Genomic DNA, 26,005 nt, shown 5'->3' with positions numbered 1-26,005 from the left:
TCGCCGCGCCCGCCCGGGCGCGGCGTTTGCCCTCCCAGTTTTCGTCCCGCTGCCCGGCCTGCCCCCTACACCTCCGCCCACATGCGGATCAGGTTGGCCAGGCTCTTCGAAAGCATGTCGAAGGTGCGGGTCTTGCCGTTGGCCTCATACTCCTGGCGTCGGGTGGTATCGAGGTCGAAAAGAATCTCGCGCTGCTGCGGATCGCGTACCTGGCTCTGGGCCCAGCCCACGGCGGCGAGCCGTTCGCCGCGAGTGACCGGCTCGACCCGATGCAACGTCGAGGAGGGATAGAGGATCATGGCGCCGGCTGGCAGCTTGTAGGTCTGCTCGCCCGCCGTCGAGTCGATCAGCAACTCGCCCCCTTCGTAACTGTCCGGCTCGTTGAGGAAGAGCGTGAACGACAGATCGGTTCGCATGGCACCCTGTGGCGTGGTCATGATCGCGTCGTCGACATGATTGCCGTAGGCCATGCCCGCCTGATAGCGACTGAACATCAGCGGTTTCATGCGGCGTGGCCGCGCTGCCATCTGAAACAGCGGGTGAGACTGTAGTGCCTTGGCGACTTCCTGGCGTAGCTCGGCAATGTCGGGCCGACGACCGTCGGCCTGCTCGTTCCGCTTGACCGTGCGAGCATGCCATCCGGCAGTCTCCCGGCCATCGCGAAAGTCCGTTTCGGCCAGTGTGGACCTGATGCGTGACACCAACTCCGCGGAGAGGACCTGGTCGATGCAGAGAATCATGGCAGCGCTCCAGTCGAGACGAGAATGGGCAAACGAGTATAACTAACCGCTAATCGTTTGCGTTAGGCTTTGCAAGTCGGCAGCCTATAATGGCCTAGACAACGGCCAAGCGGCCGAGTCCCCTGATAAACGCAATCGACAAGGAGTCGACATGTCCAATAATCTCCGCACCAAGCTTTGGGTCGGCGTGGGTACCAGCGTGCTGCTCGGCAGCAGCGCAGCTAGTTGGGCCGAACTCGCCCCCCCTACCGACTACACTCAGGGTCCCGACACGTTGCTGCTGGCCAGCGCCGAGCAAGGCGGCGAAGCGGGCCACGCCCACGCCGGCGGTGAAGGCGGCGAGGGAGGAGAAGGCGGCGAAGCGGGCCACGCCCACGACGGCGGTGAAGGCGGCGAGGGAGGAGAAGGCGGCGAAGCGGGTCACGCCCACGCCGGCGGTGAAGGCGGCGAGGGAGGAGAAGGCGGCGAAGCGGGTCATGCCCACGCCGGCGGTGAAGGCGGCGAAGGAGGAGAAGGAGGAGAAGGCGGTGGCGCTTCCGATCCCTACGCTGTCTTTGACTACCTGAATGAGTCTGCCGGCGGTGAAGGCGGTGAAGGCGGTGAAGGCGGTGAAGGCGGTGAAGGCGGTGAAGGCGGCGACATAAATGCCAGCAACCCCGGCGTCTACTACACCAATCTGGCCATGATGAAGGGTCACCTGAGCGTCGCTCGCGATCTCTATCAGGCCGGTGAGGAAACGGCAGCCCAACCGCACTTCAGTCACCCGCTCGACGAGCACTACGAGCCGCTCGAGCCGGCGCTGCAGAGCCGCGGCATCGAGGGACTCGAGAGTACGTTGGTTGCACTGGTCGATGAGGTCCGCGATGGCGGCAAGTGGGAGGACAACGCCGAAGCCTACACGTCCGCGCTCGACGCCATCGACGCGGCCATGCAGGACGTCGATGCAGAGCTGCGCGACGATGTGGCCTTCCAGAGTCGCGTTCAGCTGGTGCTGCTGCGCCAGGCGGCCCACGAGTACGAGGAAGCCGTAAAGGACGGCGAGTTCGTCAATGTCGTCGAGTATCAGGACAGCTTCGGCTTCGTCACGGTCGCCAAGGCTCTGTTGGAGAGCCACGCCGAGCTCTACGAGGACAACACCGTCGAGGAACTTAAGGCAGGCTACGAGGGGGCTCTCGAGGCGTGGCCGTCAGCCGTCGCTCCCCAGACGCCGGTCATGACCCCGGGCGAGCTTTCGGCCGCCTTGTTCCCGCTTGAAGCGGAACTCGGCAAGTACTGAAGCCAGTGTCTACCGCAGGAGGGGTGTCGCCCCTCCTCGCTTTCCTGCCGGGCAGCATACTTCTGCTCCGAGGATCAGCAATTCGCGCCAGCATGACGCCATGGCACCTACAGCAAGTGCGACGTCGGCGGAACGTACCCGATGAGACCGTTCGAGCCTTTTACAGGCTTTGGATATCGATGACATAGCCAATGATCGGGTAGCCGGCCTGCTTGGCGGCTTTCTCGGCTTCGAGCTGTGCCTCCAGCTTGGAGATGCTGGTGGAGCGATGTTCGAAGACGGTGTCGACTTCCAGCTTGCGCGTCCTCACCGCCAGCCGGACCAGATGCCCGGTCCTGTAGGATTCGGCGGATTCACTGCCAGCGGTCGGTTTCGAGGGCTGTTTCCCCGGACGCTTGTCACCGGGCAGCTCGGGGGCAGGCGAGGTCTCGTGGCCGGGCTTCATAAAGGCATCAATTTCCCGCTTGACGCTCTGCTCGAACTCGCTCAGTTCGTCGCTCATTCAACCTCCATTGACAGAAGAAACCACCCCGTTCGTAACATATCAGAACGCCTCGCCGACCTGCTTAACGCAGGTTATGCCACCTCGGCCAGTGCCTGCAGGTAGCGAGGCGGGCCGCTTCGCCCCAGTAGCCTGAGACCCGCCCACAGGCTCACCTGGTTGGCCGTCAGCACCATCCGGCCGGCCTCGCGATTCAACGACAGTCCAGCACCTGCAGCCCGTCGACGCCGACATGGCTGTCGCTCAGGAAGGTCATCAGTTGCTCGGTCACTTCCGGCGGGTAGGGGCTGAGCAGGTCGACCTGCCGACAGGCGAGGGCCGCCAGCGCATCGCGAAAGGCCAGGGCGGTCATTCGGTCACACCGCGGACGTGCCTCAGCCTAGAAACAGGTCTGCATTACCTCGACTACCTCGAGCCGCTCATCGACGCGACAGATCCGCCGCCACTTGTCGAAGGTCAGGCAGGGGTGAGAGGTGCCGAAGGCAACGATATCCCCCACCCTGACCCGTCCATTGCCGACCTCGGGCTCCTCGCTCTCCCTCGGTAGCCTGACGAAGGCGTGCTGGTCCATCAGACGGATCACTTGCCAGCCCTGCACCGACAGGGCGCGCCCCCGCTCATCTCCCTCACGGTAGCGCCGCAGCGGCTCGGGCAACTGGTCGTGACCGATGTCGCGCTTTCCCATGCCGATGATTGCCTGCCCCGGCTCGGGGAGCGATACCACCTGAGCGAAGACCTCGAGCGCCGGCTTAAGCCCATGTTCGATCCGGGGCTGCCGTTCGAGGATGTCGCGCTGCGCCTGTCGATAGATGCCATGATCGTGCACGACATAGCAGCCGGGGCGCAGCACTGGCACGAACTGTGCGCCCAGGTGCGCCTCGTGGAACACCTCGGCGATCAGGTCGTACCAGGCCGAACCCGACGCCGTGATCAGCGGCTGCGGCGTTTCGATCAGGGCATCGCGTTCCAGCCCCTGGGCCGCCTCGACCAGTTGCCAGGCATAGGCGCGCACGGCGCGTTCGGGGTCGCTGCCGTGTACCACCCCTTCATAGCCCTCGAGGCCGGAGAGCACCAGTGCCTGCTCGCTGTCGATGCGCTCGGCCAGCGCCATCACCTCGTCGGTATCGCGGCAGCCGCAGCGTCCGCCCGGCAAGCCCAGCTCGATCAGTACCTTGAGGCGCAGGCCGCAGGCCGTGAAATAGCGCGCCAGCTGCTCGACGTTGGCGAGGCTGTCGACCACGCAGTAGAAATCGGCCCCGGCTTCTATCAGCCCCGCGACGATCGCCATGTTGGCCTCGCCAACGAGCTGGTTGGCCATCAGAAGCCGGTTGACGCCATGGCGGAAGGCCGCCCGGCACTGGGGCGCCGTGGCCAGGGTAATGCCCCAGGCACCGGCAGCCAGCTGACGCTGGAACAGCTCGGGGCACATGGTGGTCTTGCCGTGGGGGGCCAGGCGTGCCCCGTGAGCGTCGCAGAAGCCTTGCATCCAGGCCAGGTTGTGGGCCAGCGCCGACTCATGGATCACAGCGGCGGGCAGACTGACATCGGCCAATAGCCGGGTACCCGTTTGCGGCGCCCCCTTGTGCAACTCGTCGTGATCGTGAATCGAATCGTTCATGCTTCGCTCTCGCTGGGGGCGTCTGGCGGCAAGCCACACCTCTTTGGTCGCAGGGCTGACGAAAAGCCTACATGACAGGCTAGGCTGGTGACGGGCACGTTTCTACAGGATACGACAATGATGACAACTGTCGACGAGCGACCGGTGATTCGTCGCGACCAGCGCGGCGTCGCCACCCTTACCCTGAACCGGCCACGCCAGTTCAATGCGCTGTCGGAAGAGGTTCTCAAGGCCCTGGGCGGCGAACTCTCCCGTCTGGCCCACGACGACTCGGTACACTGCGTGGTCATCGCTGCCGAGGGTCGCGCCTTCTGTGCCGGGCACGATCTCAAGGAGATGCGCGCCAATCCCGACAAGGCCTATTACCAGGAGCTGTTCGCCCGCTGCGGCGAAGTGATGCAGCGTATCGTCCAACTGCCGGTGCCGGTCATCGCCCGGGTCCAGGGCCTGGCCACCGCTGCCGGCTGTCAGCTGGTCGCCAGCTGTGACCTGGCCGTGGCCGCCAGATCGGCCCGCTTTGCGGTATCGGGCATCAACGTGGGGCTGTTCTGCTCCACCCCGGCGGTAGCGCTGTCGCGCAGCATCGGCCGCAAGCGCGCCATGGAGATGCTCTTCACCGGCGAGTTCATCGATGCCGAGCAGGCGATCGACTGGGGGTTGGTCAATCGCGTGGCCGACGACGAGGCGCTGGATGAAGTGCTCGGCGAGCTTACCGCCAGCCTGTGTGCCAAGAGTCGCGTGGCGCTGCGCACCGGCAAGGCACTGTTCCAGCGTCAACTGCAGATGCCGCTGAACGAGGCCTACGCCTTCGCCGGCGAGACCATGGCCTGCAACATGCTGGCCGAAGACACCGCCGAGGGCATCGATGCCTTCATCGCCAAGCGTGAGCCACAATGGCGTCATCGTTGACCCCGCCTGAAGCGGCCGCCAGCAAGACAGTGGAAGCCATTTCCGCAATCGAGACAAGCCGGCCGCGAGCGGGTATCCTGTCGCTGGCCTTCCCCGCAAGGTCCGTCAGGCAATCGGAGAGGATGTACGCAGGTGAGTGAAGTCAAACGCAGAACGGCAGGGCGCCCGCCCGGCCCCGGCAAGAGCGCCAGCGGCCACAGCCAGTCGCTGGTGCGCGGGCTCAATCTGCTCGAGCGGCTGGCGGCGACGCCGGGCGGCCTGGCACTGTCGGAGCTGGCCGAGATGGTCGACCTGGCGCCCTCCACCACCCACCGCCTGCTGCAGGCTCTTCAGGGGCAGGGCTTCGTTGCCCAGGATAGCGAACTCGGGGTGTGGAAGATCGACGTCAAGACCTTCCGCATCGGCAACAGCTTCCTCGAGGCACGCGACTTCGTCGCCACCAGCCGGCCTTTCCTGCGCCGCCTTACGGCGCAGACCGGCGAGACCGCCAACCTGGGCATCCGCGACGGCGCCACCGCCGTGTTCCTGGCCCAGAGCGAGTCGCCGCAGATGATGCGCATGATCACCCGGCTCGGCTCGCGCGCCCCGCTGCACGCCTCGGGCGTGGGCAAGGCGCTGATGGCCTGGCTGCCGGACGACGAGTTCGAGCGGGTGCTGGCAGAGCGCGGCCTGTCACGCGTCACCGAGAATACCCTTAATAGCCCCGAGGCGCTGCGTGCCAATCTCGCCGAGGTACGGCGCCAGGGCTTCGCCTGCGACCGCGAGGAACATGCCATCGGCCTGCACTGCGTGGCCGCCTGCTTGCACGACGAGCACGGCACCCCGCTGGCGGCGATCTCGGTTTCGGGGCCGGTGGCGCGCATTCCCGAAGCGCGGCTGCTGGAGCTGGGGGAACTGGTGAAACAGACGGCCAGCGAAATCACCGCCCGCCTCGGCGGGCGCGTGCCCGCCGATCAGGGGCAGGTAGCGGAAGCGTGAAGCGAGCGCTGCGCGCCGTGTTGGCGCTGAGTCTTGCCTTGACCGGCCTGAGCCAAGCCTCAGAGCGGTTCCGGTTTGTTGCAGAAGGCCGGGTCGAGGATACCGGCAACGGGCTGGTGTGGATGCGCTGCAGTCTTGGTCAACGCTTCCACGAAGGCCGCTGCCTCGGCGAGGCGCAGCGATACAGCCTGTCCGACGCCGAGACCCGTATCGATGCCCTGGCCAGCGACGACTGTCCTTGGCGCCTGCCGCGTTTCTTCGAGTTGCGCGGCCTGATGCAGCCGAACATGGCAGAGGATACAGCCATAAACGGTGACGTTTTTCCCGATACCCCCGCTGGCTGGTACTGGACCCAGGTGAGTGCCGGCGGCCACTCGCAGCAAGACTGTTTCGTCGACTTCGCCGGCTGCGGCCGCACGCGCTGCAACATGGCCGGTCAGTTCCACGTACGCCCGGTCATGGCTACCAGTCAAGCCTCTCCCGCCTGCTTCGCCGATTGATTCTCGCTGGCCGCAGCAGCCCTCAGCCAATCCGCTCCAGCTGCCGCTCCAGCTTGCGCATCACGTTGAGCAGGTCGCGATACTCGCCGGCGGTAAGGGTCGCGACCAGCTCCGCCTCCCAGGCCTGGGCCTCGGGGATCAGCTTGACCAGCAGCGCCTGGCCGGCGGCGGTCAGGTGGAGATCCTGCTGGCGCTGATCCTCGGGGGCGGGCGTGCGGCGGATCAGCCCCCGCTCCTCCAGGGCCTGGATCGCCCGCGACACGCGGGCCTTGTCCATGTTGGTATAGCTGCAGACTTTCTTTGCCGTCAGCTCGTCGCAGTGGCTGAGCCAGGCCAGCACCCGCCACTGGGCGATATTGAGCTGGTAGCGCTCCTCGTAGAGCTCGGCCAGCGCCTGGCTGATGCGATCGGCCAGGCTGTTGAGCCGGTAGGGCAGGAACTGGTTGAGATCCAGCTCCTGCTTGGTCGATGGTTCGGCCAGGCTCTCGTCGCCCTCCCTGGCGAGGCTGGCCCGGCGTTCTTCCGTGTTCATCTCTCGAGACTCCTCACCTACGCTTGGCAGCGTTCAATAGAGCAGTTGCGGCAGGAACAGCACGATACCCGGGAACACCAGCACCAGCAATGCACGCCCCATCCCGGCCACCCAGAACGGCGTCACGCCGCGGAAGATCGTCCCCGTCGACACGTCCGGCAGCACCGCCCGCAACACGAACACGTTCATCCCCACCGGCGGCGTGATCAGGCTGATCTCGATCACGATCACCACCAGAATGCCGAACCACACCAGGTCGAAGCCGAGCCCCGCCACCACCGGGAAGAACACCGGTACGGTGAGCAGCAGCATCGACATGCTCTCGAACACACAGCCGAGCAGCACGTAGATGGCCAGTATCACCAGGATCACCAGGAACGGCGCCATGTCGAGCCCGTTGACGAAGGCCAGCAGGTCGCTGGGCAGCCCGGCGCGGTTGATGAAGTTGGCGAAGATCAGCGCGGTGAGTACCACGGCGAACAGCATGGCGGTGGTGCGCACGGTGTCCATCAGCACGTTCATCAGGATCTGCGGGGTCAGCGCGCGACGCCACAGCGCGATGACGAAGGCCCCCATGGCGCCGATGCCCGCCGCTTCGGTGGGGGTGAAAACGCCGAGATAGATGCCGCCGATCACCAGCACGAACAGCGCCAGGGTATCGCCCACGCTCTTCAGCGCCTTGAGGCGTTCGGGCCACTCAACCTTCTCGCCGGCCGGGCCAGCGTCGGGGTCGCGCCACATCACCCACTTCACCGCCACCAGGTAGAGCACGATGCCGAGAATGCCGGGAATGAAGCCGGCAGCAAATAGTTCGCGAATGCTGGTCTCGGTGAGGATGCCGTAGATCACCAGCATCACGCTGGGCGGAATCAGGATGCCCAGCGTGCCGCCCGCAGCGATGGACGCCGAGGCGAGGGTGTCCTTGTAGCCGTACTTGCGCATCTGCGGCATGGCGACCCGGCCCATGGTGGCAGCCGTGGCCAGGCTCGAGCCGCAGATGGCGCTGAAGCCGCCGCAGGCGACGATGGTGGCCATCGCCTGACCGCCCTTGCGGTGGCCGAGAAAGCCGTTGGAGGCGCGGAACAGCGCATCCGACAGCCCGGCGTGCGAGACCAGGTTGCCCATCAGGATGAACAGCGGGATCACCGACAGGCCGTAATCCATGGCAGTGTCGATCACCCTCCGGGCGGCCATGGATTCGGCGGCGCTCCAGTTGCCGGTGAGATAGTAGAAGCCGACGAAGCCGACGATGCCCATGGCGAAGGCCAGCGGCACGCGCAGAAACGCCAGGATCAGCAGGGCGGCGAAGCCGTAGAGTGCTTCTATCACTGGTCACCTCCCGGGGTTCTCTCCGGACTGAGGGGGCCGCCCCGCTCGAGCACGCCGAGGCCCTCGAGCAGATAGCGCAACGCCCGCAGCAGGGTCAGCAGGGCGGAGACCGCCAACATCACTGCCATCAGGTAGATCAGGTAGCCGATCGGAATGCGCAGGAACTCGGTCACGTCGCCCCACGCGAAGGCGCGCGCGCCCAGGGCCCAGACGCGGCTGGCCATGACCCACAGGGCCGCGGTGACCACCAGGTTGACCAGCAGCTGGCGAATCCAGATCAGGCGCGACGGAAAGATGGCGTCGAGCAGGTCGACGCTGACGTGCTCCTCGCGCCAGCACACCACCGGCAGCGACAGGAACACCAGCGCCGCCAGCATCAGCTGGGTCAGCTCGACGGTGCCGAGGATCGGTGAATTGAAGAAGAAACGGCCGGCGACGTCCGCCGTGGTCAGCAGCATCATGGCGAAGAGGGTGGCACCGGCCACCCCCTCCAGCGTCAGCTGCATGACACGGCCGACACGTTGCCAACGAGTCGACAGGCTGGTCATGACGGGCTCCTGCTGGATTACTGCTGCACCACGCGAGACGCGATGCTCTCTTCCTCGGCCGCCACGTCGAGCTGGTCGCGGAAGAAACTCAGGGCCTCACGGGCGTCGAGGTCGCCGCGGCTGACCTTGTCGGCCCACGTTTCGATCAGCTCGTCACTCACCTCGCGCAGCATGGCGATGTCTTCCTCGGAAGCTTGGGTGAAGGTGTTACCCAGTTCCTTGGCGAACTCGACGCCCCGCTCGTCGGAAACGTCCATCATGTAGCCGAACAGGCGCGACAGTTGTTCTCCCGACACGCTCTCGATGGCCTCGCGATCTTCCGCCGAGACTTCATCCCACACCATGGGATTCATGATGATGGCGAAGCTGCCGCGATAGAAACCGCCGTCCACGGTCAGGGTGTTCGGCAGCACCTCGGCGACGCGGAAACTGCGCAGCCCCTCGAGGGTCAGCATGGCGCCGTCGATGACGCCCTGGGAGGCGGCCTCGTAGACACCGGTGGGCGGCAACGCCACCCCGGTCACGCCGATGGCATCCGCCAGTTCGCTCATCAGGCCGCCGCCCGTGCGCAGCCGCTTGCCCTCGAGCTGGTCGAAGGTGTCGACCTGCTCGGCGGTGAAGATCTGGCCCGGTCCGTGCACGCCGACGGCCATGACCTCCAGGCCGCGATGCTCTTCGCCCTGAGCGAGATGCTCCTGGAAGGTAGTCCAGTAGGCGGACGAGGCGGCTTCGGAAGAGAATTCCTTAAAAGTGGGGAATTCCGGCAGCTTGGTCAGCTCGAAGCGGCCCGGCATGTGGCCATGGAAGATCCAGCTGGCGTCCGCGACCCCGTCGGCGACCAGCGCCATCTGCGCATTGGGCGGGCCGAGATCCTCGGTGACCTGCAGCGTTACCCGGCCCTCGGTCGCCTCCTCGATCCAGGCCTTCCAGGTCGGCCAGACGATGGTGTTGATGCCGTGGTTCGGTCCACCCCAGCTGCTCACGTTGATGGTGGTCTCGGCCATGGCCGACGTACCGAGGCCAAGGCCCAGCGCCGCCACGGCGCCGATCATGAGGCGGTTGGTATTTGTCATTGCGTGCTCCTGGTCGTCACGGGAGGCGTGCTCGCGCCACGCTGTGTGCCTGCGTTGTTGTATCGCGGCTGAGCGCTATCCCGATGGTGGCAAGAGCGCAGCAGCCTTCTCGTTTCACGCTGTCACCATGCCGCCAGTTAATCTCCCCTGCAACTAATTTGGCGACGAACGTCATTAGACTTAGGTCGCAAAAAATCAAAAAACCCATGATCTTAGGCAACTTTTCTCCACTCAGCTCACGCTAGGCTCTTCGTCTGGTCCGCAACTTGCTGGACATATAGTTTCAACAGCAACTATGCTCGCTGCATTCAGCACAACGAACGAGGCCTACATCGGCCCCCTAGACGTCGCCCACCGTGACGCCCCGACGACTCAGGAGGAATCATGAGCAAGAAATTCGCTTCCCACGCCGATACCGAAGAGAAGCAGGTCAGCTTCACCAAACTGGCGGAAGGCCTATACGCCTACACCGCCGAAGGCGACCCCAACACCGGTGTCGTCATCGGCGACGACAGCGTGATGGTGATCGACACCCAGGCCACGCCGATCATGGCCCAGGACGTGATCCGCCGCATTCGCGAAGTGACAGACCTGCCGATCAAGCACGTGGTGCTGACCCACTACCATGCCGTGCGCGTGCTCGGCGCCTCGGCCTACGATGCCGAAAACATCTACGCCAGCCAGCATACCTACGACCTGATTGTCGAACGCGGCCAGCAGGACTACGAATCCGAGGTCGGCCGTTTCCCGCGCCTGTTCCAGGGCGTCGACTCCGTGCCCGGCCTGACCTGGCCCAACATCGTCTTCCAGCAGGAACTGACGGTATTCATGGGCAAGCGCGAGGTGCGCATCATTCACCTCGGCCGCGGCCACACCAAGGGTGACACCATCGTCTGGCTGCCCGAGGAGAAGGTGATGTTCTCCGGCGACCTGGTGGAATATGGCGCCACCCCCTACACCGGCGACGCCTATCACGAATACTGGCCCGCCACCCTCGACCGCCTGCAGGCGATGAAGCCGCAGAAGCTGGTGCCAGGCCGCGGCGAAGCGCTGCAAACCCCCGAGCAGTGCCAGGAAGCGATTCAGGGCACCCGCGACTTCCTCGCCGATATGTACGAAAGCGTCAAGGCAGGCAAGGCCGCCGGCAAGTCGCTCTCCGAGTGCTATGCCGAGACCTACGCCAAGCTCAAGCCCAAGTACGGCCACTGGGTGATCTTCGACCACTGCCTGCCATTCGACATTACGCGCTGCTATGACGAGGCCGGCGGCGAATACCCCGACCCGCGCATCTGGACCGCCGAGCGCGACACGGCCATGTGGCACTCGCTGCAGGAAGTCGTCGAGAACCAGTAACACACTGTTTTCACAACACGTCCTGGCGAGTGGCGCCGGGGGGGCAGGTCGCCGCGTTGTGGCGCTGGCCTGCCTCGAGGCAGCCACAGTCGGAGGAAGCATGCCCACTACCTACAACAATCCCGTCTACCCGTATCGACGCCCGCCCGAACTCGACCGTGAAGGCGTGCGCCACTGCCCGGTGGTGATCGTCGGCGCCGGCCCCACCGGCCTGGCCATGGCCATCGACCTGGCCCAGCAGGGCATCGCGAGCGTCGTGCTCGACGACAACAATACCGTCAGCGTCGGCTCGCGGGCGATCTGCTTCGCCAAGCGCACGCTGGAAATTCTCGACCGCCTGGGCTGCGCCCAGCCCATGGTCGACAAGGGCGTGACCTGGCAGCGCGGTCGCGTGTTTTTCCAGGAGCGCGAGGTCTACGACTTCGACCTGCTGCCGGAAGAAGGCCACCGCATGCCGGCCTTCATCAACCTGCAGCAGTACTACTTCGAGGAGTACCTGGTCGATCGCGCCGATGCGCTCAGCGACCTGATCGACCTGCGCTGGCTGCACAAGGTCACCGAGGTCGCGAGTCACCCCGAACGCAGCGAGGTGATGGTCAGCACCGAGGATGGCGACTACCGCCTCTCCTGCGATTACCTGCTGGTGGCCGACGGCGCCAATAGCAAGATCCGCGACATGCTGGGCCTGGAGAGCAAGGGCCAGGTCTTTCAGGATCGCTTCCTGATCGCCGACGTGATCATGAAGGCCGACTTCCCCACCGAGCGCTGGTTCTGGTTCGACCCGCCCTTCCACCCCAACCAGTCGGTGCTGCTGCACCGCCAGCCGGACAACGTCTGGCGCATCGACTTCCAGCTCGGCTGGGACGCCGACCCCGAGGAAGAGAAGAAGGAGGAGAACATCCGCCCCCGGGTGCAGGCGATGCTCGGCGAGGACGTGGAGTTCGAGCTGGAGTGGGCCAGCGTCTATACCTTCCGCTGCCGCAAGATGGATGACTATATACACCAGCGGGTGTTCTTCATGGGTGACGCCGCGCATCAGGTCTCCCCTTTCGGCGCCCGCGGCGCCAACGGCGCGCTGCAGAGCACCGAGAACCTGGCCTGGAAGCTGGCCCGGGTGCTCAAGGGCGAGGCCCACGAGGCGCTGCTCGCTACCTACAATGACGAGCGCCAGCACGGCGCCGCCGAGAACATCCTCAACTCGACCCGCGCCACCGACTTCATCACGCCGAAGAGCCGCGTCAGCCGGCTGTTCCGTGACAGCGTACTGGAGCTGGCCGAGCGCTACCCCTTCGCCCGTCGCCTGGTCAACAGCGGCCGGCTGTCGATGCCGTGCCACTACGACGACTCTCCGCTCAACGGTCACGAAACCGAGGGCCTGCCGCTCGAGCTACGCCCCGGCAGCCCGGCCAAGGACGCCCCGATCGGCCTGGCTGGCCGGCGCGCCTGGCTGCTCAATCAACTGGGAGATCGTTTTACCCTGCTGCTCGACGGTCGCGTCGACAGCGCCCGGGCCGAGACGCTCAGGGCCGGGCTCGAGGCGCTGCTCGCGCATCAGGACGATCTCGACCTGCTGGTCGTCGGACCGGCACCGCATGCCCTGACCGAGCTGCCGCGCAGCCGCCAGATCGAGGACGTGGAGAATCTGGTTGGCGAGCGCTACGGCCTGACCGCCGGGGTCGCCTACCTGATCCGCCCCGACCAGCACGTCAGCGCCCGCTGGCACGAGATCAAAGCCGCCGACGTCGAGGCGGCGCTCGATCGCGCACTGGGCCGTCATCTGAATGCCGAGGAGGCTCGCCATGCCACGGCTTGAACTCGATCCCAATTTCACCGACCCGGACGCCTTCTATGCCGCGCTGACCGAGCTGCACCGCGAGTGCAGCGAAGCAGAGAGTGAGCGCATCAACGCCCGGCTGATCCTGCTGCTTGCCAACCACGTGGGCGACCAGCAGGTGCTTGAGGAGGCCCTGGCCATCGCCGGCCAGGCTGAAAAGCCATCAGACAAATAACGAGAGGGATCCTCCCATGACGACAACACTCGAGTACCAGAGCGGCTTTCGCAACCACTTCGCCAGCGAGGCGCTGCCCGGCGCGTTGCCGGTGGCCCAGAACTCGCCGCAGCGCTGCGCGTACGGCCTCTACGCCGAGCAGCTCACCGGCTCGGCCTTCACCGCGCCGCGCCACGAAAACCTGCGCAGCTGGCTCTATCGCATCCGCCCCTCGGTGGTACAAAGCGCCTACCAACCGCTCGAGAACCGCCAAGTGGCCACCTCACCGCTGGCCAGGCCCGCCGCCGACCCCAACCAGATGCGCTGGGACCCGCTGCCGATTCCCGCCGAGCCCACCGACTTCGTCGATGGCCTGCTGACGATCGCCGTCAACGGCGATGCCGGTACCCAGGCCGGCTGCGGCGTGCACGTCTATGCCTTCAACCGCGACATGACCGAGCGCTTCTTCTATAACGCCGATGGCGAGCTGTTGATCGTGCCGCAGCAGGGCACCCTGCGCCTGCGCACCGAACTCGGCGAACTCGAGGTCGCCGGCGGCGAGATCGCCGTGATCCCGCGCGGCATGAAGTTCCAGGTGCGCCTGGCCCAAGGCGCCGACGCCGCCCGCGGCTACATCTGCGAGAACTACGGCAGCCCCCTGGAGCTGCCCGGGCTCGGCCCCATCGGCGCCAACGGCCTGGCCAACCCGCGCGACTTCGAGAGCCCGGTGGCCGCCTATGAGGACGTGGAGGGCGACTTCGAGCTGGTGGCCAAGTTCTCCGGTCGCTTCTGGGTGACCCAGCTCGGCCACTCGCCGCTCGACGTGGTGGCCTGGCACGGCAACTACGCGCCCTACAAGTACGATCTTGCACGCTTCAACACCATCAACACGGTGAGCTTCGACCACCCCGACCCCTCGATCTTCACCGTGCTGACCTCGGCCTCCGACACCCCGGGGATGGCCAACATCGACTTCGTGATCTTCCCGCCGCGCTGGATGGTGGCCGAGAACACCTTCCGCCCGCCCTACTTCCATCGCAACCTGATGAGCGAGTTCATGGGCCTGATCCACGGCGAGTACGACGCCAAGGCCGAGGGCTTCCTGCCCGGCGGCGCCAGCCTGCACAACTGCATGTCGCCCCACGGCCCCGACGCCGAGACCTTCGAGAAGGCCTCCAACGCCGAGCTGACACCACAGCGCCTGGATGCGACCCTGGCCTTCATGTTCGAGAGCCGCTACGTCTACCATCCAACGGAAGCGGCGCTCAACGCGGACATCCGCCAGCGCGACTATGTCGACGTTTGGTCGACGCTGCGCTCGCACTTCGATCCCAAGCAGCCCTGACAGCCTTGAGCGATCCTGAATAGCCCCGAGAGACGAAACGCCGAACCGGACGGGGCCGAAGCGCCCCGCCCCTGACGAAAGGATTGAACCACGATGAAACTCGCTACTTTGAAGAACGGCCGCGACGGTGAATTGCTGGTGGTCTCCCGCGACCTGAGCCAGGCCGTCTCCGCCAGCGATATCGCCGCCACCCTGCAGCAGGCCATCGAGAACTGGGACGCGCTGAGTCCGAAGCTGGAAGCGCGCTACGCCGAGCTCAACGACGGCCGCGCCGCGGACGCCTTCGCCCTGGACCAGGGTCAGCTGCACTCGCCACTACCGCGCAGTTATCACTGGGCCGACGGCTCCGCCTACCTCAATCACGTCAAGCTGGTGCGCCAGGCGCGCAACGCCGAAATGCCCGAGACCTTCTGGACCGACCCGCTGATGTACCAGGGCGGAGGCGACAAGTTCCTCGCCCCCACCGAGGACATCGAGGCGGTCAGCGAGGAGCACGGCATCGACTTCGAGGGCGAGATCGCGGTGATCACCGACGACGTGCCCATGGCAGTCACCCCGGAGCAGGCCGCCGGCCACATCAAGCTGATCATGCTGGTCAACGACGTCAGCCTGCGCGGGCTGATCCCCGGCGAGTTGGCCAAGGGCTTCGGCTTCTTCCAGGCCAAGCCGGCCTCGAGCTTTTCGCCGATCTGCGTCACTCCCGACGAGCTGGGCGACGCCTGGCAGGACGGCAAGGTGCACCTGCCGCTGACCGTTCACCTCAACGGCGAGAAGTTCGGCGAGCCGGAGGCCGGCCCTGACATGATCTTCAGCTTCCCGCAGCTGGTCGCCCATGCGGCCAAGACCCGCTACCTGGGTGCAGGCGCCATCGTCGGCTCGGGCACCGTCTCCAACCCCGACCCCGACGGCGGCCCCGGCAAGCCGGTCGCCGACGGCGGCGTGGGCTACAGCTGCCTGGCCGAGGTGCGCATGGTCGAGCAGATCCTGCACGGCGCGGCGAAGACGCCGTTCATGCGCTTCGGCGACCGGGTGCGAATCGAGATGTTCGACCGCGACGGCGTGAGCATCTTCGGTGCCATCGACCAGCAGGTGGTTCAGTACCAACCCAAGTAAACCGCCAGGGAGAGCCAATCATGACCACACTGTACGGCTATTATCGCTCCTCGGCGGCCTACCGGGTGCGCATCGCACTCAACCTCAAGGGCCTGGCCTACGACCAGGCCCCGGTCAACCTGGTCAAGGGCGAGCAGCGTGGCGAGGAAAACCTCGCCCGCAACCCCCAGGGGCTGGTGCCGGTACTCGAGACCGATGGCGGTATCCAGCTGACCCAGTCGCTGGCGATCTGCGAGTACCTCGATGAGCGCTACCCGGAACCGCCGCTGCTGCCGGCGGATGCCCAAGGCCGCGCCCGGGTGCGATCGCTGGCACAGCTCGTGGCCTGCGAGATCCACCCGCTCAACAACCTCAAGGTGCTCAAGTATCTGGTGCACGAGCTCAAGCTGGACGACGAGGCCAAGCTGGCCTGGTACCGCCACTGGATCGCCGAAGGCTTCGCCGCACTGGAAGCGAGGATGGCGGGCGAGCCCGCCACCGGCACGTTCTGTCACGGCGACAGCCCGACCCTGGCGGATCTCTGTCTGGTGCCGCAGGTGTTCAACGCCGAACGCTTCGAGTGCGACCTCTCGCCGTATCCGACGATTCGGCGCATTGCCGAGCGCTGCCGCGAGCTTGAGGCCTTCGCCAAGGCCGCCCCGGGCGAGCAGCCGGATGCGGGTTGAGCAAAGCCGCGCTGTTTAGGCTAAAATAAGCAAGCTAACGACTATGGGCGCCGCCCTTTCCTGTTCCGGCCTGGAGCGGGAAGCGCGGCGCCTACCGGTCGTTGTTCGCCTTCCTGAGGAGAGTTCATGTGCTGAGGCTGAAGTCCCCTGCCATGGTGATTACGCTGGCGGCGCTGACTGCGCTGGGCCCGCTGGCCACCGACATGTACCTGCCGGCGATGCCGGCCATGGCCGCAGCACTCGACACCGGTCCCGACCAGATCCAACTGACCCTGAGCCTGTACATGGCCGGCTTCGCCCTGGCGCAGCTGTTCTGCGGCCCGATCTCCGATCGCTTCGGCCGCAGGCCGGTAATGATTGCCGGTTTCGGCCTGTTCCTGCTGGCGAGCCTGCTGTGCGCCTTCGCCCCCAGCATCGAGTGGCTCCTTTTCGGGCGATTCCTCCAAGCGCTGGGCGGTGCTGCCGGCCCGGTGCTGGGACGCGCCGCGGTGCGCGACATCCATGGCCCCCTCGAGGCCGGGCGCGTACTCTCCTACATGGCGAGCACCATGGCGCTCGCCCCCGCCCTGGCACCCATCGTCGGCGCAGGGCTGCTGCTGTTCTTCGGCTGGGAATCGATCTTCCTGCTGCTGACGCTCTATGCCGCGGCGATGCTGCTGGTGCTCGCCATTCTCATGCCGGAGCCACTGGCACGGGAGAACCGCCAGTCGGTGCATCCTGCCACCATCCTGCAGAATTACCGCATGCTGCTCGGCCAACGTGCGTTCATGGGCTACACGCTGGTCAACGCCAGCGGCTTCACCGGCCTGTTCGCGTTTCTCTCCGGCTCCTCCTTCGTGCTGATCGAGTTCATGGGCATGTCACCCTTCGGCTATGGGATCGGCTTCACGCTGATCGTTGCCGGCTTTTTCAGCGGTACCCTGATCAGCGGGCGCTTCAGCCACCGCCTGGGCCGTGACCGACTGCTGCTGCTGGCCACGTCGATCTGCGCCGTGGCCGGTCTCACCATGGCCGGGCTGGCGGCGGCGGCGGTCTACACACCCTGGGCGGTGATCGGGCCGCACATCCTGTTTCTGGTCGGTTTCGGCATCGTGATGCCACAGAGCATGTCCGGGGCGCTGGCGCCCAACCCGCAGTGCGCCGGCTCGGCCTCCTCGCTGTTCGGCTTCCTGCAGATGACCCTCGCCGCCCTTGGCGGCGCGCTGGTCGGTCGCTTCCACGACGGCACCTCGCTGACCATGGCCATCTCCATCGGCCTCGGAGGCGTGCTCTCCCTGGCGGCTTACCTGTTGCTGGTGCGCCCGGCCAGCCAGGCAGCCGCCACCAGCCAGACACGCTCATAGCAATGCACGATACCGCCCCTCCCCGCCTCGTCATCCTGCTGCTGGCCCTGGCCGGCTTCGCCAGCATGGCCTCGATGCGCGTCACCGACGCCATGCTGCCGGCGCTGTCCCAGGCCTTCGTCCGGCCGGTGGCCGAGGTGGCACAGAACATCACCCTGTTCGCCATTGCCTACGGCATGCTGCAGCTCGCCTACGGCCCGTTGGGCGATCGCCACGGCACCCTGCGGGTGATCGGCCTGGCCACCCTGGCCTGCGCGCTGGGTGCCCTGGGCTCAGCGCTGGCCGACTCTCTGTCGATGCTGCTGGTGTTTCGTACCCTCAACGGCGCCACCGCGGCGGCGATCATCCCGCTCTCCATGGCCTGGGTCGGCGACAACGTGCCTTACGAGCGACGCCAGGTGACGCTAGCGCACATGCTCTCCGGCGCGGTACTGGGGTTGATCTCGGGCCAGGTGGCGGGCGGCTTCCTGGCCGATACGCTGGGCTGGCAAGCGGCCTTCGTGCTGCTGACCCTACTGTTCCTCATCGCCGGCGGCCTGCTGCTGGTGATGCTCCGCCTGCGTCCCGAGCTGTCGCCGGCCATGGAGGATCGGGGTCGTATCGTTTTTTTCTCGCGCATCCGCGAGGTGCTGCTGATCGCCCGCGCGCGACGCATCCTCGCGCTGGTGTTCCTCGAGGGAATCGCCGCCTTCGGCGCCCTGGCCTTCGTGGCCAGCCATCTCTATACCCGGCTTGACGTCTCGCTGACCCAGGCCGGCCTGATGGTGGCGCTGTTCGGTGTCGGCGGGTTGATCTTCGCCGCCCTGGCGCGACCGCTGGTCGCCCGCCTGGGAGAGCCGGGCCTGGCCGCAGGCGGCGGCATGCTGATGGGGCTCGGCTTCGTCGGGCTGGCGCTCTCTTCACTGCCGGCGCTGGCCACCGCCGGCGCCTTCTGCGCCGGGCTCGGCTTCTACATGATGCACAGCACGCTGCAGATCAACGCCACTCAGATGGCACCCGCCATGCGCGGCACCGCCATGGCGGTGTTCGCCGGCTGCCTGTTCCTCGGCCAGTCGGTGGGGGTCAGCCTCGGCGGGCTGGTGCTGCGCCTGGCCGACAGCGCGTGGCTGCTGGCCGGCGCCGGGCTGTGGCTGCTGGCCCTAGGACTGGCCTTCGCCTGGCTGCTGCACCAATGGCACAGCGAACAGGCTGCCGCTACCGCGACTTCATAATCCGCCGTCGATCAGATCGCGGCGAAAGCCGGCGACCCAGCGCATGGCCTCTTCAAGCTCGCCGGCATGAAAGAGTCGCGCTTCGGTATTGGGAAACAGCTTGCCGGCCAGCCTGGTGGTGGTCTCGATCCAGCCCTTGTCGGCGATCACCGCAGCACGCTTGAAGCGGCGGTACTCGCCCAGCTTGCTCATGGCGTAGGCCAGATCGCGCAGCAGGGCGCCGGCCGTCATGTGGTCGAAGTCGGTCATGTCCGCCAGCACGCCGATATCCTCGTTGTACTCGAGTTCGACTCGATGGCAGGGATCAATACGTCGTAGTCCGCGCTGTGCAGCGTGCCCGAAATACGAAACGCCGCTACATACTCGGGTGCAGGGAGTGTCTCGATCATGGCTGGCTCCTCCTTGGCTGCCGATGGCTCGTATCCCATTAGGGTATCGTGCGGCACTGCGGGTTCCCGTGTCGTGCCGGTGCTCATCGCCAGAACGGTTTGCGCACTTCACGCCTAACAGTTTCTCGATCCAGGCCAATATCGGCTAGCAGGCGATCATCGAGATGACGCAGTTCGCCGCGGGTACGGTGACGCCGTTGCTGCTCCCTGAACAAACGGAAGAGGTGGAAAAGGCGTTTGACGATCATGACCGCATCTCCTGTCGGTGGGTTCTGACAGGTTATGGCCACGGAGAAAACCAATACAGATCCAACGAATTAATAGTTTTGCGGTACAGATGGCACTATGCTGTGGCTGTATCGTTCATTTTCTCTCCTTCTGTATCGAGATAGGGAACAGTTCGATGGATCTGTCATGAAGCGCTACGACCATGTGGCTCAGACCCTGACCCAGCGCATCGAGCAGGGCCAGTATCGTATCGGCGACCGACTGCCCTCCGTGCGTACGCTCTGCCGCGAGCTTGGCGTCAGCGTCTCCACCGCTCAGGAGGCGTATCGTCGGCTGGAGGAATCCGGCCTCGCAGAAGCACGCCCGCGCTCGGGTTACTATGTGCTGCCTCGGCCGACCCCGAGCGTGCTGCCCAAGGTATCGCGCCCGGCCCAGCGTCCGCTGGACGTGTCCCAGTGGGATCAGGTACTGGAGCTGGTCGCCTCCTCCCCCGTGCACGACCGCTTGCTGATGCTGGGGCGCGGCATTCCCGACCTCACTGCCGCCAGCCTTCGCCCCCTGCACCGCCAGCTGAGTACATTGCATCGGCATGTTGCAGCCCATGGGCTCAGCTACGACAGCCTGCAGGGCAGCCTCGAACTACGCCGTCAGATCGTCAGGCTGGCCGACAAGTCGGGCTGCCTGCTGCATCCCGACGATGTATTGATCACCACCGGCTGTCAGGAAGCACTCTCGCTCGCCCTGCGCACCCTGACCGAGCCCGGCGACGTGGTCGCGGTGGACTCACCGAGTTTCTACGGCACCATGCAGATCCTCAAGGCGCAGAAGCTCAAGGCGCTGGAGATCCCCACCGACCCGCAGAGCGGCATCAGCCTGGAAGCGCTGGAGCTGGCGCTGGAACAGTGGCCGATCAAGGCGATCCAGATCACCCCCACCTGCAACAACCCGCTCGGCTATACCATGCCCGAGGCGCGCAAGCGCGCCCTGGTCGCTTTGGCCCAGCGCTTCGACGTGGCCATCGTCGAGGACGATATCTATGGCGATCTCTCCTTCGACACGCCCCGGCCGCGCACTCTCAAGAGCTTCGACGACGACGGCCGTGTGCTGCTGTGCAGTGCCTTCTCCAAGACGCTGGTGCCTGGGCTTCGAGTCGGCTGGATGGCGCCGGGGCGCTATCGCGACCAGGTGCTGCACATGAAGTACGTTTCCACCGGCGCCTCGGCCACGCTGCCGCAGCTGGCGGTGGCGGAGTTCGTCCAGCACGGCCACTACGAGCGCCACCTGCGCGAGATGATCCGTCAGTACCGCCAGCATCGCGACATCATGATCGACTGGGTGATGCGCTACTTCCCGCCCGGCACAGGAGTCAGCTATCCCCAGGGCGGTTTCCTGCTATGGCTGGAGCTGCCGGGCAATATCGATTGCGTACGCCTCAAGGAGCGCCTGGTCGGCGAAGGGCTGCATGTCACGCCGGGGTCGCTATTCTCGGCCTCGGGCAAGTACCGCCATTGCCTGCGCCTGAATTACGCCACGGCGATGACGCCCGCCGTCGAAGCCGGCATCAGGCGGGTCGGCGAGGCGGTAACGGCGCTGCTGGACCAGCAAGTGCCGGCCTGAGTCACGATCCCGTCGTGCTCCCTTCCGCCGTTGCCGCCAATGCCGGCTCGGCACCTTGCAGTGCGGGCAGCAGGTAGCGCTGCCACAGCGCCTGCTCGTGCTCCGCGCGGAAGAAGCCGAAGTGGCCGATGCGTGTCAGGCCCGCCTCACGGGGCCGGATACGCAACAGGATACGCGGGGCATTGGTATAGAAGCCATGCAGCGACTCGGTGTTGCGCGCCGACATGAAATCGTCGTCACTGAAGGAGAGCGAGACCACCGGCGTGCGCACGGCGGCGAAGCGTTCACGCACGCCGGGCTCCGCCCCTACGGCGTACTCTGGGTGCAGGCACCAGCGCCGCCACTGTTCGACCACGCCGCGCGGCAGGTCCCCCACCATGTTGAGCCGCTTGCCGGGAAAATAGCCCAGCAGTGGCGTGAGCAGCGGCACGGCGCCGAACCAGAACAGCCATACCCGTCGCTTCAGCGCCGGTGCGTTCTCGCGCCAGTAGCCGCTGCCGCAGGCCACGGTGACGATGCGCTCGAGTCGCTCGTGTCCCGGCACCAGCGGCGGGATCTGCCCGCCCAGACTGTGGCCGACCCAATGGAGAGGCAGCCCGGGCGCGTGGCGCTCAAGCGCCTCGAGCATCGCCGCGGCATCAAAGCGCGCCCAGTCCATGATGGTGGCCGGAAAGCCGCTGAGCCGCGGCGGCCGCGACGCGCCCATGCCGCGGTAGTCGAAGGTGGCCACGGCCATCCCTTGGCCCGCCAGCCATTGCGCCAGCGGCGCATAGAAGCGCTGCGGCACGCCCATGGCGGGAGCGATCAGCACCGCCGCAGTGGGCTGCGCCGGGGTGAAGAAACGCGCGGCGATGGCCACGCCGTCGCCGGTCTGTAGCTGCCGCTCCTCGATCCTGGATGCCATCTCGTTGCCTCCTCGCCATGTCGTGGCAGCCCCCGTATGGCCGCGCCAAGCCATGGTAAGGTGTGGAGCCAACTCCACAGTCAAGGGGTTTTCCTCATGCTGATCGGCGAGCTGGAACGAGCCAGTGGGCTGGGCCGCGACACCATTCGCTTCTACGAGAAGCGCGGCCTGATCACTCCGCCCTCGAGACGTGACAACGGTTATCGCGAGTACACCGAGCAGACCCTGGCGGAACTGCGCTTCGTGCGCAGGGCACGTGAGCTGGAGTTCCGTCTCGACGAGATCCGCGAGGCGATGCCGCACTTCCGTCCGGAGCCGCCGTTCTGCGACGAGCTGGAAGCGCGCTTGCGGCACAAGCGTGAGGCGTTTTGCGCCCAGATCCGCGCGGCCGAAGCCAAGATCGGCATGATCGACGACCTGCTGGCGCGCCTGGTCGCGCCCCCACGCTGAGCGAACACTCACTCATCGCGAGGCGGCGGCTTCAACGTTTCGAGCGCCTCGGCGTTGGGGCAAAACTCCCGGCACTCCTCCTGGGATGCCTGATGCCGCAGCGCCAGCCAGCAGGCCGCAACTTTCGGGCAGGCGCTGCAGACGGTGCGCAAGGAATGGATGGCCGGATCCTGGCGACAGGCGCCAGGCTCGAGGCCGAAGCGGTGCATCATCGACGGGAGCAAGGTTTCGGCAGCAGCGAACTCCAGCTCCCGACTGGCCAGGCAGCGTGCTATCGCCTGCTCCAGCGAAGGGCTCATGGGGTGCGCCAGGTCATGGATGAGCTGGCTCAGCGCTTTCGGCTCGCAGCACCTGAGTTCGAGCAGAGCCCGTTCACCTTCGAGAAAATCGTGCAGCTGTTTCTCGTCACCTGGCGGCAGAAGGGGCTCTTGGAGAGGTCGAGGTTTACTCATCGAGGCGTTCCTCTACGGACATTCCTTACCGTAGCCCCTGTGCGTCATCTCGCCTTGACCACGCTCAATTTATAGCCAATGAAGTAAGCCCTCGCTTACTCGAAACCGGCCATAACCATCAGCCGGAAACGCCGGCGATACCTCGCCGCGCCTCTTCGACGGCTGCCGCCACTCGCTCGATGTCACCCACCCGATGGGCCAGTGCCAGCGCCAACTGCGCCAGAAACAGGCGCTCCTGGCTTTCGGGCAAGGTATCCAAGGTCTCGGCCAGGGTCTCGTAGACCCGCTCAAGATCGGCGAATGGCAGTGTGGTAACGGTCATCTCATTTACCTCCCAGGGTAGTCACGAGAGCGGGTTCCAGATCGGCAGGATCGAGGTGCTTCCAGCGCGCCGCCACGTGGCGGTCGGGGCGCACCAGGTAGGCGCTGCCGGGCTCGGCGCCGTAGGCGGCGAACAGGCCACCGTCGCAATCCACCAGTGCGCCCTCGGCACCCGGCTCGCGGGCCACGCGCAGCAGCTCGACGGCCTGGCCCCGGGCCTGCAACGTAGCCAGCCGCTCTGCGAGTGTCGGATCGGGCCGCCCGTCCTCGCTGAAGTGCAGCAGGACGAAACCTGTGCCCAGATGATCGAGCAGGTAGTCGTCCTCGCCCAACCGGCGGTTAGGCAGCGGCGCGCCGGGGATCGGCCCGGCCTCGAAGTCGGCATCGTCGGGCAGGGTCAGCGGGCTCTCGGCGTAGGTGTAGGGCGTGACCTGGCGTGGGTTGGCGAAGCCGCTGGCATAGTCATTGTGCAGCGCCAGCGTGAGGGCGGCGTCGCGCATCAGCCGGTAGCCCCGGCTCGGCGGGGTCATGAAGCGGGTGCTCTTGCCGGCGTTGGCGAAGACGTCCAGGGTGGCGCCGCGCCGCTCCGGGCTGTAGCTGTCGAGCAGTCGATCAGGCGCCAGCCCCTTGAGCACTGAGGCCAGCTTCCAGCCGGCGTTGGCGGCGTCGGCCAGGCCGTTGTTGAGGCCACGCACGCCGAAGATCGGCACCAGGTGGGCGCTGTCGCCGATGAACAGCACCCGGCCATGGCGGTAATCGTCCAGCGCCAGGGTATGGGCCTTGTAGAGGCTCCACCATTCGAGCTCCCAGTCGTCGCCCTCGCCTAGCACCTCGCGCACTATCAGGCTCACCCGCTCGCGGATGCTGGCCTCCTCCACCGCCGCCTGCGGGTCTTCCTCGGGGCCGAGCTGGTAATCGATGCGCCAGATGTCGTCGGGCTGCTTGTGCACCAGGATGGTGGTATCGGGCAGGGCGTGGGAATGGAAGAAGGCGCGCCGCTCGGTAGGAAAGTCGGAGCGCAGGCGAATGTCGGCGATCACGTAGCGGCCTTCGTAGGCCTCGCCGTGCAGGGCGAGGCCGAAGGCCTTGCGCACCACGCTGCGCGCGCCATCGGCGGCCAGCAGGTAGTCGCACTCGAGGCGGTAGTCGCCCTCGGGAGTGGTCACCTCGAGAGTCACGCCGTCCTCATCCTGGCTCACGCCGGTCACCGCGCTCTGCCAGCGTAGTTCGACGAGGCCGCTCTCGCCGGCCTTGTCGATGAGGAACTTCTCGATGTACTGCTGCTGCAGGTTGATCATCGGCAGGAAGCGCTCCTGCTCGGAGTGGGGCATCTCGAAGCGAAAGATCTCGCGGTCGCGAAAGTAGGTGCGCCCCTGCGTCCAACCCAGGCCCTTCGCCACGAAGGGAGCATCGACGCCGAGCTGCTGCAGAATCTCCAGGCTGTGGCGGGAGATGCAGATCGCCCGCGAGCCGTCGTTGACGGTCGCCTTGTCGTCGAGAACCACGCTTTCGATGCCGTGGCGCGCCAGTTCCAGCGCGGCGGTGACGCCCACCGGGCCGGCACCGACGATGGCCACCCGATGGCGCACCGCCCAGCCATCCAGCTCGGGAGGACGAACGAAGGGAAAGTAGGGATAATCGAAATAGAGCGAGTCGGTCTCGGCGCGTCCGGCGGGTCGCATGGGCGGCTCCTGTTGGCGTTGTGTCTACCGACAGACTACTCCGGTAGCGACCCGACGGTGTCCCGCAAAAGCCAGGACAGCACGCAACGAGAGGCAGCGACATATGCGCGAACCCAGCGATGAACATGCCAGCGATTGGCCGGGGCTGATCCCGGCCATGGCCGAGTGCGTGGCGCGGCTGGGCGAGGCGGGTTTCGACGAAGCACTGCTGGCATTGCTGCGCCAGGCGGTGGGTATCGAGCAGTGCATGGTGTTCGCCTTCGACGGTCGCGACGAGGTCGACTGCCTGCTGGCGGATAACCGGCGCACGCCGCGCATGGCCGGTCGCCTGGCGGAGCTCTACACCGGCGGCCTGTTCCGCCAGGATCCCAACTACCAGCGCCTGCGCCAGCTGATGGCGGAAGAGGGCGAAGAGATCGGCGCGGAAGTCACGCCGATGCAGGCCGACGCCATGCCGGCAGCCTATCGCAGCCACCTGTTCGCCTTCCCCAACCTGGTCGACAAGGTCTCGCTGACCCTGCCCGGGGAGCAGAGCGTCTACTACCTCAACCTCTACCGTGGCCGCGAGGCCGGCCCCTTCGGTCGTGACGACCTCGCTCGCCTGGACGCCCTGGTGCCGCTGCTGGCCAGCCTGATGCGCCGCCACTACGGCCAGGCCAGACCCATCTCGTCGCAGCGGGCGAGCCCCGAGGAGGCGGCCATCCTCGCCCCGCTCTCCGAGCGCGAGCGCCAGCTGTGCCTCTACCTGCTGCGCGGCCATACCCTCAAGACCGCCGCCGCCGAACTCGATATCGCCCTCTCCACTGCTGAAACCTATCGCAAGCGCGCCTATGCCAAGCTCGGCGTGCCCTCCAAGGCGCGGCTGGTGGCGCTGTGTCGTAGCAACTAATCCTCTCTTCGCGAGGGACAGCCATGAACGGGGCTGATCGCCTTGCCTCG

General features: G+C 66.2%; 30 protein-coding genes. 15 read left to right on the top strand and 15 right to left on the bottom strand.

The window, feature by feature from the left end; all coding sequences use genetic code 11:
* Positions 1-65: 65 nt before the first annotated feature.
* A complete protein-coding gene (locus tag KPL81_RS15565) occupies positions 66-740 on the bottom strand; it encodes a Fe2+-dependent dioxygenase (protein ID WP_219792970.1) in 675 nt (224 codons plus the stop codon).
* A 151-nt stretch (positions 741-891) separates the two neighbouring features.
* Here KPL81_RS15565 and KPL81_RS15560 point away from each other — a divergent pair, with 151 nt between their 5' ends.
* Positions 892-2,016 carry a hypothetical protein gene (locus tag KPL81_RS15560; RefSeq protein ID WP_219793209.1) on the top strand — a complete coding sequence of 375 codons (1,125 nt, stop codon included), beginning with the start codon at positions 892-894 and terminating at the stop codon, positions 2,014-2,016.
* A 160-nt stretch (positions 2,017-2,176) separates the two neighbouring features.
* Here KPL81_RS15560 and KPL81_RS15555 read toward each other — a convergent pair whose 3' ends face one another.
* From KPL81_RS15555 to KPL81_RS15545, 4 genes are all read right to left on the bottom strand, one after another.
* Positions 2,177-2,518, bottom strand: coding sequence for a hypothetical protein (locus tag KPL81_RS15555; protein ID WP_209475243.1), 342 nt, complete (start codon positions 2,516-2,518; stop codon positions 2,177-2,179).
* A gap of 74 nt (positions 2,519-2,592) precedes the next feature.
* Complete coding sequence (locus KPL81_RS20780; protein WP_276314099.1) at positions 2,593-2,715, bottom strand: hypothetical protein; 123 nt, start codon at positions 2,713-2,715, stop codon at positions 2,593-2,595.
* Positions 2,712-2,870, bottom strand: coding sequence for a hypothetical protein (locus KPL81_RS15550; protein WP_219792969.1), 159 nt, complete (start codon positions 2,868-2,870; stop codon positions 2,712-2,714). Before KPL81_RS15550 ends, KPL81_RS20780 begins: the two co-directional genes overlap by 4 nt.
* Positions 2,871-2,897: 27 nt before the next feature.
* Positions 2,898-4,136 carry an amino acid deaminase gene (locus KPL81_RS15545; RefSeq protein WP_219792968.1) on the bottom strand — a complete coding sequence of 413 codons (1,239 nt, stop codon included), beginning with the start codon at positions 4,134-4,136 and terminating at the stop codon, positions 2,898-2,900.
* Positions 4,137-4,253: 117 nt separating this feature from the next.
* Between KPL81_RS15545 and KPL81_RS15540 the strand changes: the two genes are divergently transcribed.
* From KPL81_RS15540 to KPL81_RS15530, 3 genes are all read left to right on the top strand, one after another.
* On the top strand, positions 4,254-5,045 hold the full coding sequence (locus tag KPL81_RS15540) for an enoyl-CoA hydratase (RefSeq protein WP_219792967.1): 792 nt from the start codon (positions 4,254-4,256) through the stop codon (positions 5,043-5,045).
* A 132-nt stretch (positions 5,046-5,177) separates the two neighbouring features.
* Positions 5,178-6,023: an IclR family transcriptional regulator gene (locus tag KPL81_RS15535; RefSeq protein ID WP_219792966.1), complete on the top strand. Its 846-nt coding sequence runs from the start codon at positions 5,178-5,180 to the stop codon at positions 6,021-6,023.
* Positions 6,020-6,523, top strand: coding sequence for an Lcl C-terminal domain-containing protein (locus KPL81_RS15530; protein ID WP_219792965.1), 504 nt, complete (start codon positions 6,020-6,022; stop codon positions 6,521-6,523). The genes KPL81_RS15535 and KPL81_RS15530 overlap by 4 nt, the downstream gene beginning before the upstream one ends.
* A 22-nt stretch (positions 6,524-6,545) precedes the next feature.
* On the opposite strand, the gene KPL81_RS15525 is transcribed toward KPL81_RS15530, so the two are convergent.
* The 4 genes from KPL81_RS15525 to KPL81_RS15510 are packed head-to-tail and all read right to left on the bottom strand — an operon-like array spanning position 6,546 to position 10,005.
* Positions 6,546-7,055 carry a MarR family winged helix-turn-helix transcriptional regulator gene (locus tag KPL81_RS15525; protein WP_240549328.1) on the bottom strand — a complete coding sequence of 170 codons (510 nt, stop codon included), beginning with the start codon at positions 7,053-7,055 and terminating at the stop codon, positions 6,546-6,548.
* Between the two features lie 33 nt (positions 7,056-7,088).
* Positions 7,089-8,384 (bottom strand): TRAP transporter large permease, encoded by a 1,296-nt coding sequence (locus tag KPL81_RS15520; protein ID WP_219792964.1) that lies wholly within the window; start codon positions 8,382-8,384, stop codon positions 7,089-7,091.
* Complete coding sequence (locus KPL81_RS15515) at positions 8,381-8,932, bottom strand: TRAP transporter small permease (RefSeq protein ID WP_219792963.1); 552 nt, start codon at positions 8,930-8,932, stop codon at positions 8,381-8,383. Before KPL81_RS15515 ends, KPL81_RS15520 begins: the two co-directional genes overlap by 4 nt.
* A 17-nt stretch (positions 8,933-8,949) precedes the next feature.
* Positions 8,950-10,005 (bottom strand): TRAP transporter substrate-binding protein, encoded by a 1,056-nt coding sequence (locus KPL81_RS15510; RefSeq protein ID WP_209475228.1) that lies wholly within the window; start codon positions 10,003-10,005, stop codon positions 8,950-8,952.
* A 384-nt stretch (positions 10,006-10,389) separates the two neighbouring features.
* Between KPL81_RS15510 and KPL81_RS15505 the strand changes: the two genes are divergently transcribed.
* The 8 genes from KPL81_RS15505 to KPL81_RS15470 all read left to right on the top strand — a co-directional run bounded on the left by KPL81_RS15505 (position 10,390) and on the right by KPL81_RS15470 (position 19,023).
* Positions 10,390-11,358 (top strand): MBL fold metallo-hydrolase, encoded by a 969-nt coding sequence (locus tag KPL81_RS15505; RefSeq protein WP_209475226.1) that lies wholly within the window; start codon positions 10,390-10,392, stop codon positions 11,356-11,358.
* Between the two features lie 100 nt (positions 11,359-11,458).
* Positions 11,459-13,171: an FAD-dependent oxidoreductase gene (locus tag KPL81_RS15500; RefSeq protein ID WP_219792962.1), complete on the top strand. Its 1,713-nt coding sequence runs from the start codon at positions 11,459-11,461 to the stop codon at positions 13,169-13,171.
* A complete protein-coding gene (locus tag KPL81_RS15495) occupies positions 13,158-13,367 on the top strand; it encodes a DUF2783 domain-containing protein (RefSeq protein WP_219792961.1) in 210 nt (69 codons plus the stop codon). Before KPL81_RS15500 ends, KPL81_RS15495 begins: the two co-directional genes overlap by 14 nt.
* Positions 13,368-13,383: 16 nt before the next feature.
* On the top strand, positions 13,384-14,691 hold the full coding sequence (gene hmgA / locus KPL81_RS15490) for a homogentisate 1,2-dioxygenase (RefSeq protein ID WP_219792960.1): 1,308 nt from the start codon (positions 13,384-13,386) through the stop codon (positions 14,689-14,691).
* A gap of 93 nt (positions 14,692-14,784) precedes the next feature.
* On the top strand, positions 14,785-15,804 hold the full coding sequence (locus tag KPL81_RS15485) for a fumarylacetoacetate hydrolase family protein (protein WP_219792959.1): 1,020 nt from the start codon (positions 14,785-14,787) through the stop codon (positions 15,802-15,804).
* Between the two features lie 20 nt (positions 15,805-15,824).
* Positions 15,825-16,469 carry a maleylacetoacetate isomerase gene (maiA, locus tag KPL81_RS15480; protein WP_219792958.1) on the top strand — a complete coding sequence of 215 codons (645 nt, stop codon included), beginning with the start codon at positions 15,825-15,827 and terminating at the stop codon, positions 16,467-16,469.
* 128 nt (positions 16,470-16,597) lie between these two features.
* Positions 16,598-17,812, top strand: a complete 1,215-nt coding sequence (locus KPL81_RS15475) for a multidrug effflux MFS transporter (RefSeq protein WP_219792957.1) — start codon at positions 16,598-16,600, stop codon at positions 17,810-17,812.
* Positions 17,813-17,814: 2 nt separating this feature from the next.
* Positions 17,815-19,023 (top strand): MFS transporter, encoded by a 1,209-nt coding sequence (locus KPL81_RS15470; RefSeq protein WP_219792956.1) that lies wholly within the window; start codon positions 17,815-17,817, stop codon positions 19,021-19,023.
* Here KPL81_RS15470 and KPL81_RS20775 read toward each other — a convergent pair.
* Together KPL81_RS20775 and KPL81_RS15460 are read right to left on the bottom strand one after the other, a co-directional pair.
* A complete protein-coding gene (locus KPL81_RS20775) occupies positions 19,018-19,524 on the bottom strand; it encodes a SpoIIAA family protein (RefSeq protein ID WP_338035631.1) in 507 nt (168 codons plus the stop codon). The two genes, KPL81_RS15470 and KPL81_RS20775, sit on opposite strands and share 6 nt — an antisense overlap.
* The gene (locus KPL81_RS15460) at positions 19,496-19,660 is read right to left on the bottom strand and encodes a DUF1127 domain-containing protein (protein ID WP_219792954.1); all 165 of its coding nucleotides are present in this window, start codon (positions 19,658-19,660) and stop codon (positions 19,496-19,498) included. Before KPL81_RS15460 ends, KPL81_RS20775 begins: the two co-directional genes overlap by 29 nt.
* Positions 19,661-19,826: 166 nt before the next feature.
* On the opposite strand from KPL81_RS15460, the gene KPL81_RS15455 reads away from it, so the two are divergent.
* A complete protein-coding gene (locus KPL81_RS15455) occupies positions 19,827-21,257 on the top strand; it encodes an aminotransferase-like domain-containing protein (RefSeq protein WP_219792953.1) in 1,431 nt (476 codons plus the stop codon).
* A gap of 1 nt (position 21,258) precedes the next feature.
* Here the strand turns inward: KPL81_RS15455 and KPL81_RS15450 are convergent, their stop codons facing one another.
* A complete protein-coding gene (locus KPL81_RS15450; RefSeq protein ID WP_219792952.1) occupies positions 21,259-22,161 on the bottom strand; it encodes an alpha/beta hydrolase family protein in 903 nt (300 codons plus the stop codon).
* A 96-nt stretch (positions 22,162-22,257) separates the two neighbouring features.
* Here KPL81_RS15450 and KPL81_RS15445 point away from each other — a divergent pair, with 96 nt between their 5' ends.
* A complete protein-coding gene (locus KPL81_RS15445; protein WP_219792951.1) occupies positions 22,258-22,611 on the top strand; it encodes a MerR family transcriptional regulator in 354 nt (117 codons plus the stop codon).
* A gap of 8 nt (positions 22,612-22,619) precedes the next feature.
* On the opposite strand, the gene KPL81_RS15440 is transcribed toward KPL81_RS15445, so the two are convergent.
* From KPL81_RS15440 to KPL81_RS15430, 3 genes are all read right to left on the bottom strand, one after another.
* Positions 22,620-23,063, bottom strand: a complete 444-nt coding sequence (locus KPL81_RS15440) for a hypothetical protein (RefSeq protein ID WP_219792950.1) — start codon at positions 23,061-23,063, stop codon at positions 22,620-22,622.
* Positions 23,064-23,181: 118 nt separating this feature from the next.
* Positions 23,182-23,385 (bottom strand): DUF2783 domain-containing protein, encoded by a 204-nt coding sequence (locus KPL81_RS15435; protein ID WP_219792949.1) that lies wholly within the window; start codon positions 23,383-23,385, stop codon positions 23,182-23,184.
* A gap of 1 nt (position 23,386) precedes the next feature.
* Positions 23,387-25,066 carry an FAD-dependent monooxygenase gene (locus tag KPL81_RS15430; RefSeq protein ID WP_219792948.1) on the bottom strand — a complete coding sequence of 560 codons (1,680 nt, stop codon included), beginning with the start codon at positions 25,064-25,066 and terminating at the stop codon, positions 23,387-23,389.
* A 103-nt stretch (positions 25,067-25,169) separates the two neighbouring features.
* Between KPL81_RS15430 and KPL81_RS15425 the strand changes: the two genes are divergently transcribed.
* Positions 25,170-25,955, top strand: coding sequence for a helix-turn-helix domain-containing protein (locus KPL81_RS15425; RefSeq protein WP_219792947.1), 786 nt, complete (start codon positions 25,170-25,172; stop codon positions 25,953-25,955).
* The last annotated feature ends 50 nt before the right edge of the window (positions 25,956-26,005 follow it).

The organism is Billgrantia antri, assembly GCF_019430905.1.
GTDB classification, from domain to species: domain Bacteria; phylum Pseudomonadota; class Gammaproteobacteria; order Pseudomonadales; family Halomonadaceae; genus Halomonas; species Halomonas antri.
The sequence above is the reverse complement of the archived record's forward strand: the minus strand, read 5'-3'. Positions and strand labels throughout refer to the sequence as shown.

Coding starts and splice junctions, on each gene's coding strand:
- KPL81_RS15505 (WP_209475226.1), top strand. CDS start 10,390: ATGAGCAAGAAATTCGCTTCCCACGCCGATACCGAAGAGAAGCAGGTC.
- KPL81_RS15495 (WP_219792961.1), top strand. CDS start 13,158: ATGCCACGGCTTGAACTCGATCCCAATTTCACCGACCCGGACGCCTTC.
- KPL81_RS15545 (WP_219792968.1), bottom strand. CDS start 4,136: ATGAACGATTCGATTCACGATCACGACGAGTTGCACAAGGGGGCGCCG.
- KPL81_RS15445 (WP_219792951.1), top strand. CDS start 22,258: ATGCTGATCGGCGAGCTGGAACGAGCCAGTGGGCTGGGCCGCGACACC.
- KPL81_RS15460 (WP_219792954.1), bottom strand. CDS start 19,660: ATGATCGTCAAACGCCTTTTCCACCTCTTCCGTTTGTTCAGGGAGCAG.
- KPL81_RS15560 (WP_219793209.1), top strand. CDS start 892: ATGTCCAATAATCTCCGCACCAAGCTTTGGGTCGGCGTGGGTACCAGC.
- KPL81_RS15500 (WP_219792962.1), top strand. CDS start 11,459: ATGCCCACTACCTACAACAATCCCGTCTACCCGTATCGACGCCCGCCC.
- KPL81_RS15440 (WP_219792950.1), bottom strand. CDS start 23,063: ATGAGTAAACCTCGACCTCTCCAAGAGCCCCTTCTGCCGCCAGGTGAC.
- KPL81_RS15435 (WP_219792949.1), bottom strand. CDS start 23,385: ATGACCGTTACCACACTGCCATTCGCCGATCTTGAGCGGGTCTACGAG.
- KPL81_RS15455 (WP_219792953.1), top strand. CDS start 19,827: ATGAAGCGCTACGACCATGTGGCTCAGACCCTGACCCAGCGCATCGAG.
- KPL81_RS15555 (WP_209475243.1), bottom strand. CDS start 2,518: ATGAGCGACGAACTGAGCGAGTTCGAGCAGAGCGTCAAGCGGGAAATT.
- KPL81_RS15430 (WP_219792948.1), bottom strand. CDS start 25,066: ATGCGACCCGCCGGACGCGCCGAGACCGACTCGCTCTATTTCGATTAT.
- KPL81_RS15515 (WP_219792963.1), bottom strand. CDS start 8,932: ATGACCAGCCTGTCGACTCGTTGGCAACGTGTCGGCCGTGTCATGCAG.
- KPL81_RS15540 (WP_219792967.1), top strand. CDS start 4,254: ATGATGACAACTGTCGACGAGCGACCGGTGATTCGTCGCGACCAGCGC.
- KPL81_RS15470 (WP_219792956.1), top strand. CDS start 17,815: ATGCACGATACCGCCCCTCCCCGCCTCGTCATCCTGCTGCTGGCCCTG.
- KPL81_RS15425 (WP_219792947.1), top strand. CDS start 25,170: ATGCGCGAACCCAGCGATGAACATGCCAGCGATTGGCCGGGGCTGATC.
- KPL81_RS15485 (WP_219792959.1), top strand. CDS start 14,785: ATGAAACTCGCTACTTTGAAGAACGGCCGCGACGGTGAATTGCTGGTG.
- KPL81_RS15525 (WP_240549328.1), bottom strand. CDS start 7,055: ATGAACACGGAAGAACGCCGGGCCAGCCTCGCCAGGGAGGGCGACGAG.
- KPL81_RS15450 (WP_219792952.1), bottom strand. CDS start 22,161: ATGGCATCCAGGATCGAGGAGCGGCAGCTACAGACCGGCGACGGCGTG.
- maiA (WP_219792958.1), top strand. CDS start 15,825: ATGACCACACTGTACGGCTATTATCGCTCCTCGGCGGCCTACCGGGTG.
- KPL81_RS15565 (WP_219792970.1), bottom strand. CDS start 740: ATGATTCTCTGCATCGACCAGGTCCTCTCCGCGGAGTTGGTGTCACGC.
- KPL81_RS15550 (WP_219792969.1), bottom strand. CDS start 2,870: ATGACCGCCCTGGCCTTTCGCGATGCGCTGGCGGCCCTCGCCTGTCGG.
- hmgA (WP_219792960.1), top strand. CDS start 13,384: ATGACGACAACACTCGAGTACCAGAGCGGCTTTCGCAACCACTTCGCC.
- KPL81_RS15510 (WP_209475228.1), bottom strand. CDS start 10,005: ATGACAAATACCAACCGCCTCATGATCGGCGCCGTGGCGGCGCTGGGC.